The organism is Erwinia sp. 2186, assembly GCF_057812255.1.
Window position 1 is genome coordinate 2,729,775 of record NZ_CM173824.1, and the last position, 11,734, is coordinate 2,741,508.

Below are 11,734 nucleotides of genomic sequence, written 5' to 3' on the forward strand. Positions count from 1 at the left end.
AAAAATGACTCAGCCTAATGCGCTTAGCGTCTGGTTTGTGATTGGTACTCAGCATCTTTACGGCGCGGAAACCTTGCGTCAGGTGGAACAGCATGGTCAGCAGGTCGTTGACGGGCTTAATCGTGACGGTCGTCTGCCGTTTAACCTGGTGCTGAAGCCGCTGGTGAAAAGCCCGGACGAAGCGCTGGCGCTGTGCCGTCAGGCCAATCATGCGGAAGACTGTCTGGGCATCGTGACCTGGCTGCATACCTTCTCGCCGGCCAAAATGTGGATTGGCGGCTTGACCATTCTCAACAAGCCGCTGCTGCAATTCCATACCCAGTTCAATGCCGAGATCCCGTGGGACAGCATGGATATGGACTTTATGAACCTGAACCAGACCGCGCACGGCGGCCGAGAGTTCGGCTTTATCGGCGCACGTATGCGTCTGCAGCACAGCGTGATCACCGGCCACTGGCAGGATAGGGTCGCGCAGGAGCGCCTGGGCCAGTGGATGCGTGCGGCGGCGGCGAAGCAGGCCAGCCAGAATCTGAAAGTGGCGCGTTTCGGCGACAACATGCGTGAAGTGGCGGTAACCGAAGGCGACAAAGTGGCGGCGCAGATCCAGTTCGGCTATTCGGTTAACGGCTGGGGCGTCGGCGATCTGGTTGAAGTGATTAACGGCGTCAGCGACGGCGACGTCAACGCGCTGGTTGATGAGTACGAAAGCCTGTACGACTTCACCGCCGCGGCCGCCGTCAACGGTGACAAGCGCCAGAACGTGCTGGATGCGGCGAAAATCGAGCTGGGCATTAAGGGCTTCCTGCAACATGAAGGCTGCATGGCGTTCACCACCAACTTCCAGACGCTGCATGGCATGACCCAACTGCCGGGCCTGGCGGTGCAACGTTTGATGCAACAAGGCTACGGTTTTGCCGGTGAAGGCGACTGGAAAACCGCCGCGCTGCTGCACGTGTTTAAGGTGATGGCCACCGGCTTGCCGGGCGGCACCTCGTTTATGGAGGATTACACCTATCACTTCTCCCCGGGCAATGAGCTGGTGTTGGGTTCCCATATGCTCGAGGTCTGTCCGTCGATCGCCAAAGAGACCCGCCCATTAATTGACGTGCAGTATCTGGGCATCGGCGGTAAAGCCGATCCGGCGCGGATGATCTTCTCCACCCCTGCGGGCCGCGCGGTGAACGCCAGCGTGATCGATATGGGCGATCGTTTCCGCCTGCTGGTCAACGTGGTGGATGCCATTGAACAGCCTAAGCCGCTGCCTAAGCTGCCGGTCGCGCGGGCGTTGTGGCATGCGCAGCCGTCACTGGCCACCGCGTCCGAAGCCTGGATCCTTGGCGGCGGCGCGCACCATACGGTGTTCAGCCAGGCGCTGACGGTTGACGATATGCGACAGTATGGCGAGATGCATGGCATTGAAGTGCTGGTGATTGATGATGAAACCACCCTGCACGGCTTTAAGGATGCGCTGCGCTGGAACGAGGCCTATTACCGTCTGAATCAGCGCTACTAACTCAGTAATGGCCTGAGTTCATAAGGCCTTAAACGAAAAGCCCTTCTGGTTGCAGAAGGGCTTTTTTTATTAATGGTGAACCAGGGTGGCGAAGTAATAAACCAGCGGGATGGCGAGGATCACCAGCCCCAGCGGCACCTCGCGGATCTTACCGGCCACCAGTTCAATCAGGATATAAAACAGCAGCCCACCGGCGATGCCGGTACCGAAACTGTTGGAAATCAGCGTAATCATCACCATCATCAACACCGGCAAGGCTTCGGTGAAATCCGCTAAATCCACCTTGCGCAGGTTGCTGAACATGTTCAGGCCAATCAGCATCAGTGCAGGCGCGGTCGCCTCTTTCGGGATCATCAGCGCCACGGGCGTAAAGAACAGCATCAGCAAAAACATCACCGCGGCAGCCAGCGCGGTCAGCCCGGTTTTGCCGCCCGCGTCAGCCGCGGCCGAGGACTCAATCAGCGCGGTGGCCGCAGGAATGCCAACAATCGGCCCCAGTGCCGCCGCAATCGAGTCGACGATAAACGGCCGGTTGATCTGCGGCATATTGCCGTGCTCATCCAGCAGCCCCGCTTCGCCGCCGACCGCCAGCGTGGTGCCCATGGTGGAGAAGAACTCCGAGGCGAAAAAGATAAACAGGAAAGGCAGGAAGGCGATATTCAGCGCGCCCCACAGATCGACCTGGCCAAACAGCGGCGCAAGCGAATGCGGCAGCGACATGCCGTGTTCCGGCAGATGGGTAACGCCCAGCGGGATACCGGCGGCAGTGGCCAGCAAAATCGCCCACAGTATCGCGCCCGGCACTTTGCGCGCCTGCAATCCGACCGCCACCAGCAGGCCCAGCAGCGCAATCAGCGCGCCGGGCGCGGTAAAATCGCCCAGAGCCAGCGCATGCGTTTTGGCATTGGCCAGCACCAGTCCGGCGTTCCGAAAGCCCAGCAGCGCCACAAAAATCCCGATTGAGGCGGTCAGCCCCAGCTTGATCGACTGCGGCACCGAGCGGGTCACCACCTCGCGCAGCCCCAACACCGTCATCACAAAGAACACAATCCCTGACCAGCAGGCAATCCCCAGTGCGATGGGCCAGCTGATGCCATCGCCTGCCAGGGTAATGCCAACCAGCACCGAGCCGCCGATGCCCGGCCCGACCATAAACGGCAGATTGGCGTAAAACGCCATCAGCAGCGAGCCCAGCACGAACACCAGAATCACCCCGGTGGTGGCCGCGCCCTTATCCATGCCCCCCGTCGCCAGCAGGCTGGGGATCACCACCAGCAGATAGGCCGCGGCAAGAAAACCGGTGATGCCCGCCAGGCACTCGGTTTTGCTTTTGGTCTGGCGCTGACGCAGCTGGAAACGGCGCTGTAGCCAGTTGTCTCCGGCGACGGCGACGCTATTTTTTACCTCACTTTCGGCCATGCTTCACTTCCCCTGAATGTTGTTATTGTTGTGTTAAAGCGCGTCCGGCCAGATGGCCAGCACCGGATCGACAATTTCGCGCGTTGCGCCGTCGGTCAGGCCGAGATCCGTTAAGTGCGGCCCGGCGTTACAGGCCAGACAGGTGCCCTCTATCGCCTTAAATACGCGATACGGCGGCTCCCAGTCGGCAACCTGACCGCTCAGCTCACGCAGATTTTTAAATTGCTCCGCCAGCGTTTCTGCCGGCAGCTCAGACAGCATGCCGGCAATCGGCATCGCCACGTTTGCCAGCAGTTTGCCGTGCTGGCTGAGCGCCATCCCGCCACCGCAGGCGATCAGCTGATTGGCGGCCAGCGCCATATCCCGCGGATCCCGGCCTATCACCACCAGATTGTGCGAGTCATGCGAATACGAGGTGGCAATCGCCCCGCGCAATTCGCCCCAGCCTTCCAGCAGGGCCATCTGTGGCGTGGCCGCGTGGCGTCCGTGACGGTGCTTGACCCAAATCAGGCTGAAGCCATCCGGCAGTTTCACCGCGCCATCACGCACCGCCACCGTCACTTCACTCCACTGGGTGAACCGCGCGCCCTTGATGTTCCGCAGGCGGGCCGTGCCCTGTTGCAGACCTGGCACCCGCAACTGGAAGTCCGCTTCTGTCAGCGCATCGATGCGCAGCGTATCGCGCGGCGGGCTGACATCGCTTGCCGCAGCCGGCGTAAACAGCAGTTTTCCCTCGCGGGCAACGCAGTCACCACCGACGTAGACGCAGGCCAGATTGAGGTTTTCCTGTGAATCAAAGGCAATAATATCGGCGGTGCGACCGGCGGCGATCAGCCCCAAATCCGCCCGTTGCAGCCGGTTTGCCGCGTTCAGCGTCGCCATTCTCAGCACGTCTTCCGTACGCATGCCCGCGGCCACCAGCAGTTTCACCAGTGCTATCATCCCGCCTTTCTCCAGCAGATGGTCCGGCGGCACGTCGTCGGTGCAAAGGGTAATTTGTGAAGAGAGATGCGGTAAGGCCAGCAGCGCCTGGGCAATGTCGGGCAGCAGATAAGGATGGGAGCCGCGAATTTGCAGGGTTAATCCGGCGCGCAGCTTTTCCAGCGCGTCTTCTGCCGAGGTCAGTTCATGATCGGACGTGACGCCCGCGGCAAGGTAGGCTTGCAACTGCTCATCCTTCAGACCGCGCGCATGGCCCTCGATCAGCTTGCCGCTTTTCAGGCCCGCATCAAGGATCGCCATCATCTTTTCGCTGCCGTTAAGCACGCCGGCCATATCCATCACTTCCGCCACGCCCGCCACCTCGGGCCAGCTGAGCATGGTTTGCATCTCTTCGCCGCCAACGTCTGCGGCGGACATTTCCAGTCCCGGCGTCGACGGCACGCTGGACGGCGCGGCGCAAATCACCCGCAGCGGCAGATTGCGGCTGGACCGCACGGCGTACTGCACCCCGGCCACGCCCAGCACGTTTGCCAGCTCATGCGGATCCCAGAACACCGTGGTGGTGCCCTGCGCTACCACGATCTCCGCGTATTTCTCCGCAGGAAGATGCGAGCTTTCGATATGCACATGGGTGTCAATCAGGCCGGGAGAGAGAAAATGGCCGGACAGGTCATCGGTGTGGGTAGCCTGGGTAAATTTGCCGCGAGGATGCACGCTGGCAATCATGCCGCCGATCAGGCCGACATCCGCGTCACGGATCTCGCCGGTGACCATATCGACGATCGCCGCGTTAATCAGCAGGCGGTCGAAGGGGATTTTGCCCAGCGCGGCCTGGATGGCCCGTTGACGCAGGGGCATGGGCGCGGTTGTCTCGTTCAAGTTGGTGTCCACAGTGGCGGAAGGTTGAGGCTAATGTAGGCAGCGGACGAGGCTTTGCCCAGATGAATTATTTTATCCGTTTATAAGATGCGGTTATGCTGAGCAATCGTTTTCCCTGTTTCGTAAATTGGCAGCCCATTATGTCTGAACCCTGGCGTCGGCTTCCGGCGTTATCCCTGAAGCAAATTCAGTACTTTGTCGCGCTGGCGCAGCTGCGCAGCTTTACTGAAACCGCCAGCCGCCTGGCCATCAGTCAGCCGGCGTTAAGCAGCGCATTACGCCAGATTGAGTCGGTGCTCGGCGGCAAGTTATTGAAGCGCACCGCGCAGGGCGTGAGCCTGACCGAACAGGGAGAAGCGGTGCTGCCCTATGCCGAGCGGCTGTTGAATACCGCGCACAGCGCGTTTGAGGATATGCAGCAAATTATGCAACAGGGCGGCGATGGCACCTTACGCATTGGCCTGGTGCCGTCGGTCAGCACGCTGCTTTTTCCGGTGGTGCCGCAACTCTTGTCGGCGCACTTTCCGGCGATGCGGGTGGAGTTCCACGATCTGACCAACGACGCTTTACTGCTGGCGGTAGAAAACGGATCGGTCGACTTTGGCATTGGCGCCACGGACAGCACGGTGCCTGACACCATCGCCGTGTATCCGCTGCTTGAGGATCCTTTTGTCGCGGTGATCCGCCGTGACGACCCGCTGGCTGAAGGCCATAACATTCCGTGGCGACAGCTGGCCAAACGGGAACTCGCGCTGTTTTCTAAAGGGAACGTCAGCAGACTGGTCACCTCAATGATTGAGAGTCACCGGTTGCAGTTGCGGGTGGGGTATCGGGTCGATTTTCAGGAAACGCTGTATGGACTGGTGCGGTCACGTCTGGCGCTGGCCATCCTGCCCGAGCTGTACACCGCGACCTTAAACGATAACGAACTGAGGGTGATCCATTTACAGCAGCCGACGCTGAGCCGCACCGTTGCCATGATGCGCAAACCTGCCCCACTGCGATCGCCCAAAATTGAGCACTGTTTCCAGTTTTTGCTGCACTCCTTCCATCGGCAGATCGCCGGGCAAGCGCCAATCTGATTTCACCGGCAGTGGGTGACCTGCTGAGGCCACCCAGCGCCAGGTTTTTTATCCTGCCAGACGCTTCACCGGCGCATTCTGCTGGCGGTCCCACATCACGGTCAGCAACCGCTGCAGCGCGATAAAGGCGAACAGCAGGATGCCGATGGCAATCTTGGTCCACCAGGAGCTTAAGGTGCCGTCGAAGTTAATCCAGGTCTGGATCAGCCCCTGGATCAGCACGCCAAACAGCGTGCCCAACACCGTGCCAACCCCGCCTGACAGCAGCGTACCGCCGATCACTACCGACGCGATGGCATCCAGCTCGACGCCCATCCCCGCCAGCGCATAGCCGGACGAGGTGTAGATCGAGAACACGATGCCGGCCAGGGTTGCCAGCGCAGATGACAGCATATAGATACGGATGGTGGTGCTGCGGGTGGAAATCCCCATCAGCTGGGCGGAAGTGACGTTGCCGCCAATGGCATATACCTGATTACCAAAGCGGCTGCGGTGCGCCAGCACGATGCCGAACACCACCACCACCAGCATGATCACCGCCAGCAGGCTGAGCCGCCCGCCGCCTGGAATTTTCCAGGCCAGGCTGGAGAGCGTGCTATACAGCGGATGATCGATCGGCAACGAGCTTTCGGAGACCAGGAAGCTGCTGCCGCGCAGGAAGAACATCCCGGCGAGGGTGATAATAAACGCCGGGATTTTCAGCGCGTCGATCAGCCAGCCCATAAAGGCGCCAAACGCCGAGCCCATCACCATCACCAGCGCAAACGCCAGCCAGGGATCAAGATGGAAATCACCGATGGCGCGGGCAAGGAACACGCCGGTAAAGGCGATCACCGCGCCGACGGACAGATCGATGCCGCCGGAGAGGATCACAAAGGTCATGCCGACCGCAATAATGCCGAGGAAGGCGTTATCGGTCAGAATATTGGCGATCACCCGCGTGGAGGCAAAGCCGGGAAACTGACTGAGGCAGAACAGATACCCGGCAACAAATACCAGCAGGGTAATCATCAGGGGGAGATGACGTTTAAGCACCTTTGCGGCCTCGCTTGAACAGTTGAATAAACCGTGGCGACTGAATCAACAGCACCGCCATCACCACCACCGCTTTCACGACCTGATTCAGTTCAGGCGGGAAGCCTGACAACAGGATACCGGTGTTCATTGCCTGGATAATCAGCGCGCCAATCAGTGACAGCAGCAGGTTGTAACGCCCGCCCATCAACGACGCGCCGCCGATCACCACCGCCAGGATGGCATCCAGCTCTAACCACAGCCCGGCGTTATTGGCGTCGGCACCGCGAATATCGGCGGCCACAATCAGCCCGGCCACCGCCGCGCATAAGCCGCTGATCGCATAGGTGGTCATCACGATCAGCCAGCCATTCACCCCGGCATTGCGTGCGGCGCGCAGGTTGATGCCCACCGCTTCGATAAACATCCCCAGCGCCGTTTTACGGGTCAGCAGCCAGACCAGCAGCGCCATCACCAGGGTGATCCACACCGGCACCGGCAGGGTAAACAGCGTGCCGCTGCCCAGCCGCGCCAGCGAATCACTGTCGAAGGTGACAATTTGCCCCTGGGTGATCAGCTGCGCAATGCCGCGCCCCGCCACCATCAGGATCAGCGTGGCGACAAACGGCTGGATCTTCAGCAGGGCCACCAGCACCCCATTCCATAAACCGCAGAGAATGCCGGTGCCCAGCGTGGCCAGAACGATCACCGGCAGGCTGTGTCCGGAGACGGTCAGCGTGGCCGCCGTGGCACCGGCAATCGCCATCACCGCGCCCACCGACAGATCGATGCCGCCGGTGGCGATCACCAGCGTCATGCCGATCGCCAGAATGGCCACCGGCGCCGCACGGTTAAGGATATCGATCGGGCTGCCAAACAGACGGCCGTCCTGAATATGAATGGCAAAGAAATTATTGGCCACCAGGCTGTCGATAATCAGCACCAGCACCAGCGCCGCGATTTGCGGCATCCCTGCGGGCAGTTTGCGTTTGAACATGCGCGTTTTCCCCGGCACCAGATGTGACTCAAGCATGTTGGGTTCCCCCAGCGGCGATAGCATTAACAATAGCGGCGACGGAGAGTTGCTCAAGCGGAATTTCCGCCACCTGCTGACGATCGCGGAGGATCACCACCCGATCCGCATAGCCCACCAGTTCTTCAAGTTCAGAGGAGATCACCAGCAGCGCCAGCCCATCCGCACACAAGGATTCAATCAGGCGAATAATTTCGGCATGCGCGCCGACGTCGATCCCGCGCGTGGGCTCATCGAGGATCAGGAACTGCGGTTTTGTCACCAGCCAGCGGGAGAGCAGGACTTTTTGCTGATTTCCCCCCGACAGCAACTCGACCGGCTGATCGGCATTCGGCGTGCGGATGCCCATCGCTTTGATAAAGCGGTCGGCGATCTGCTGCTGCTCACGGCGCTTAATGGGACGCAGCCAGCCGCGCTGGGCCTGCAACGCGAGGATGATGTTTTCCCGCACCGATGCCGCGCCGACGATGCCGTCGGTTTTACGATCTTCCGGGCAGAAGCCCATGCCGAGGTGCGAAGCCTGCGCCGGCGTGCGGATAGTGCGCTTTTTGCCTTTGATCCAGGCCGTACCGCTGTCGGCGCGGCGGATGCCAAAGAGCAGTTCGGCGGTTTCTGTCCTGCCGGAACCGAGTAATCCGGCCAGACCCACCGCTTCGCCCGGACGGACGCTCAGGCTGAAGGGTTCAATGGTCCCTTTCTTACCGTAATCCTTAAATTCCACCACCGGCTGATTGCTTTTAAGGGTGCTACCGGCGCGTTGCAGTGCCGTTTCCAGCAGTTCACGTCCCAGCATCAGCTTAATCAGTTCAATTTGCGGCAACGCCCGGGTATCACGTGTGGCAACGAACTGGCCGTTACGCAGCACCGTGATGCGGTCGCTGACTTTGTAAACCTGGTCGAGAAAGTGGGTGACGAAAATCAGCCCCATGCCTTTAGCTTTCAGCTGATTCATCAGCGTGAACAGCATCTCCACTTCACTGGCATCGAGACTGGCGGTCGGTTCATCGAGGATCAGCACTTTGGCCGACAGGTCCACCGCGCGGCAGATGGCAATAATCTGCTGCATCGCCACCGAGTACTGCCCTAATGGCCGGGTGACATCCAGTTCGAAACCGTAGCTGTGCAGTAACGCCTCGGCCTTGCGCACCAGCGTTTTGCGATCGATCAGACCAAAGCGGCGCGGTTCACGGCCAATATACAGATTGTCCGCCACCGACATATTCGGCAGCAGGTTAACTTCCTGATACACCGTACCAATGCCGATGCTCTGCGCTTCAGCGGTGTTTTGCGGATTGATTGCCTGGCCGTCCAGCGTCACGCTGCCACTGTCGCGTTTATAGACGCCGGTCAGCACTTTGATAATGGTGGATTTACCGGCACCGTTTTCCCCCAGCAGCGCCATAATTTCGCCCGGGCGGACATCAAAAGAGACATTATCCAGCGCTTTAACGCCAGGAAAGGCTTTGCTGACGCCACTGATGGTGAGCAGTGGCGTCATTGAGGTGTTCTGGGAGTTCATACGACTTCGCCTCAACCATGAAAAAAGCCGCCTGAGGAGCAGGCGGCGCGGTGGTTAGTAACCCATGCCTTTTTTCTTGTCTAACTGAGACTGCGCATCGGCAGGCAGATAAAGCTTCGATTCGGTTTTGATGATTTTTGGCGGCATGGTGCCGTCTTTCTTGAATTTCTCCAGCGCATCGAACGCCGGGCCAGCCATATTTGGCGTCAGCTCAACGTTGGCATTCGCTTCGCCTGCCTGCATGGCTTTATAGATGTCCGGCACGCCGTCGATTGAACCGGTCAGGATATCTTTGCCTGGCTTGAGGCCGGCTTCTTTGATGGCCTGAATAGCACCGATGGCCATGTCATCATTGTGGGCATACACCATGCAAATATTTTTGCCGTTGTTCTCTGCCTTGATAAAGCTTTCCATGACTTCCTTACCTTTGCTGCGGGTAAAGTCACCAGACTGGGAACGAATAATTTTGATGCCAGGTGCGCTGGAGATCGCTTCAGCAAAGCCTTTTTTACGGTCGATGGCGACGCTGGCGCCAACGGTGCCTTGCAGCTCAACCACGTTACACGGCTTACCATTCTGCTGTTTGACCAGCCAGTCGCCAATCAGCTTACCTTCGTAGACGTTATCGGCGGTGACCACCGCCATATACAGCGACTTGTCTTTTACCACGATGGCGCGGTCTAACAGGAACACCGGGATCTTGGCGTCTTTCGCTTCTTCAAGCACCGGCTCCCAACCTGTCTGCACCACCGGCGCGATAAAGATCGCATCCACGCCCTGCGCGATAAACGAACGCACGGCCTTGATTTGGTTCTCCTGTTTCTGCTGACCATCAGCAATTTTCAGGGTGATCCCGCGCTTCTGGGCCTCGCTTTTCGCCACGCTGGTTTCCGCTGCACGCCAGCCTGATTCGGAGCCAACCTGCGAGAAACCGACCGTCATTGATTCAGCCAGTGCGGCGCCGGAGAGGCTTGCACTGATGAGGGTGGTTAAAAGTAAACGCTTCCACATGATCATTTTTCCTCTGATGGGATTTGGTTGTGTAGGGTCAAACGCCACTAAATCCTGGACTATCCTGAAGCAAACATTTACGACAACGCTCACAAAACACAACAATTAAAAGAGGTTACGCGATTTGACCGCTGGCAACGGCAGGCGGCTGATATGGATAAAACGCGCGGAGGCTTTTTACGACATGTTAAATAACTGTAATAAACATAAGCGCTTAACAATTGCCTCAATGGAAGCGATTACAACACCGCGTCAGGTTCTGTCACGCGCTGCGGCGGTTTTAGCGGCGAAGGTAATTAACAGTTTTGTGACTCACACCACATCTGCATAAGACCAGCAGCAGAAAAGCTGATGGCAGATTGACCGAATGGCATTAAAAATGCGCAAAATTCCTGGGCTATAGTCTGAATTTACAGTCAGTTACTCGTTTGTCCTCTGGACAGAAACCCTGCCAGCCATATACTTGGGCCTCCTGATCCCTATCCCTAACGGCCATCATGACAGTCGAAGATTATCTGTTGAAGTTTCGTAAAGTGAGCTCGCTTGAAACGCTGGAAAAGCTGTTCGATCATCTGAATTATTCTCTTACCGATGATAATGAGATTTCGAATATGTATCGCGCTGCCGATCACCGCCGCGCAGAGCTGACCTCTGGCGGTCGTCTGTTTGATTTGGGTTGCGTGCCAAAATCGGTCTGGCGCTATGTGGTCTAAATTTTCCGTTCAATAATGAACTGGCCTTCCGTATACTCTTTGGTCCTCAAGGTGCGTGACTGGTTTGGATCACAAACGGTCGTTATTACCCGATTTAAAAGGATTAAAGAGTGGCTACAGCTTCACCCCCACGCATTGCCGGACTGCTTCTGGTGCCGCTCGCCTGGTTAATTATGACCATGCTGACCAGTGCCGTTGTGGTGGCCATGTATTTGAGCGCGTTATTAACGCCAGAACTGCGCAGCGCCCTGTTTAATAACACCCATGCGTTTACGCTGCAGTGGAGTATTTCACTGTTGACCTCTCTGGTGGTCTGGGCGTACAGCATTTGGGTGACATGGATTTTTTGCAAACGCTCACGTCGGCTGCCCCGTCATTACATTATCTGGCTGCTGATTACCGTACTGCTGGCGATCAAGACCTTCGCGTTTTCGCCGGTCAGCGATGCGGCGGCGATCAGAACTTTGCTGATTGCGCTGCTGGCCGCAGCGGTGCTGGTGCCGTACTTCAAACGCTCCCAGCGGGTGAAAACCACCTTTATTGAGCCGTGAAGCCGAAAAAACCAGCAAAAATTTAATCCTCCGTGCGTTTAGGGAATATCCTTACTGC

General features: G+C 58.3%; 10 protein-coding genes. 4 read left to right on the forward strand and 6 right to left on the reverse strand.

What is annotated here, in order from left to right; translation table 11 throughout:
* The first annotated feature begins 4 nt into the window (after positions 1-4).
* A complete protein-coding gene (araA, locus tag ACXKZG_RS12565; protein ID WP_488874944.1) occupies positions 5-1,513 on the forward strand; it encodes an L-arabinose isomerase in 1,509 nt (502 codons plus the stop codon).
* Positions 1,514-1,582: 69 nt separating this feature from the next.
* Here the strand turns inward: araA and ACXKZG_RS12570 are convergent, their stop codons facing one another.
* Both ACXKZG_RS12570 and ACXKZG_RS12575 read right to left on the reverse strand, forming a co-directional pair.
* Positions 1,583-2,932 (reverse strand): NCS2 family permease, encoded by a 1,350-nt coding sequence (locus ACXKZG_RS12570; RefSeq protein WP_488874945.1) that lies wholly within the window; start codon positions 2,930-2,932, stop codon positions 1,583-1,585.
* Positions 2,933-2,965: 33 nt separating this feature from the next.
* A complete protein-coding gene (locus ACXKZG_RS12575; RefSeq protein ID WP_488874946.1) occupies positions 2,966-4,732 on the reverse strand; it encodes an adenine deaminase in 1,767 nt (588 codons plus the stop codon).
* Positions 4,733-4,890: 158 nt separating this feature from the next.
* Between ACXKZG_RS12575 and ACXKZG_RS12580 the strand changes: the two genes are divergently transcribed.
* Positions 4,891-5,835 carry a LysR family transcriptional regulator gene (locus tag ACXKZG_RS12580; protein WP_488876267.1) on the forward strand — a complete coding sequence of 315 codons (945 nt, stop codon included), beginning with the start codon at positions 4,891-4,893 and terminating at the stop codon, positions 5,833-5,835.
* Between the two features lie 48 nt (positions 5,836-5,883).
* Here ACXKZG_RS12580 and yjfF read toward each other — a convergent pair whose 3' ends face one another.
* From yjfF to ytfQ, 4 genes are read right to left on the reverse strand one after another with little or no spacing between them, the layout of a single operon-like run.
* Positions 5,884-6,870 (reverse strand): galactofuranose ABC transporter, permease protein YjfF, encoded by a 987-nt coding sequence (gene yjfF, locus ACXKZG_RS12585; protein ID WP_134824024.1) that lies wholly within the window; start codon positions 6,868-6,870, stop codon positions 5,884-5,886.
* Positions 6,863-7,882 (reverse strand): galactofuranose ABC transporter, ATP-binding protein YtfT, encoded by a 1,020-nt coding sequence (ytfT, locus tag ACXKZG_RS12590; RefSeq protein ID WP_488874947.1) that lies wholly within the window; start codon positions 7,880-7,882, stop codon positions 6,863-6,865. The genes yjfF and ytfT overlap by 8 nt, the downstream gene beginning before the upstream one ends.
* On the reverse strand, positions 7,875-9,401 hold the full coding sequence (gene ytfR, locus ACXKZG_RS12595; protein ID WP_013201976.1) for a galactofuranose ABC transporter, ATP-binding protein YtfR: 1,527 nt from the start codon (positions 9,399-9,401) through the stop codon (positions 7,875-7,877). The genes ytfT and ytfR overlap by 8 nt, the downstream gene beginning before the upstream one ends.
* A 54-nt stretch (positions 9,402-9,455) precedes the next feature.
* Complete coding sequence (ytfQ, locus tag ACXKZG_RS12600) at positions 9,456-10,412, reverse strand: galactofuranose ABC transporter, galactofuranose-binding protein YtfQ (RefSeq protein WP_013201975.1); 957 nt, start codon at positions 10,410-10,412, stop codon at positions 9,456-9,458.
* 497 nt (positions 10,413-10,909) lie between these two features.
* Here ytfQ and ydgT point away from each other — a divergent pair, with 497 nt between their 5' ends.
* A complete protein-coding gene (ydgT, locus tag ACXKZG_RS12605; RefSeq protein WP_013201973.1) occupies positions 10,910-11,125 on the forward strand; it encodes a transcription modulator YdgT in 216 nt (71 codons plus the stop codon).
* Between the two features lie 110 nt (positions 11,126-11,235).
* A complete protein-coding gene (locus tag ACXKZG_RS12610) occupies positions 11,236-11,676 on the forward strand; it encodes a DUF2569 domain-containing protein (protein ID WP_013201972.1) in 441 nt (146 codons plus the stop codon).
* The last annotated feature ends 58 nt before the right edge of the window (positions 11,677-11,734 follow it).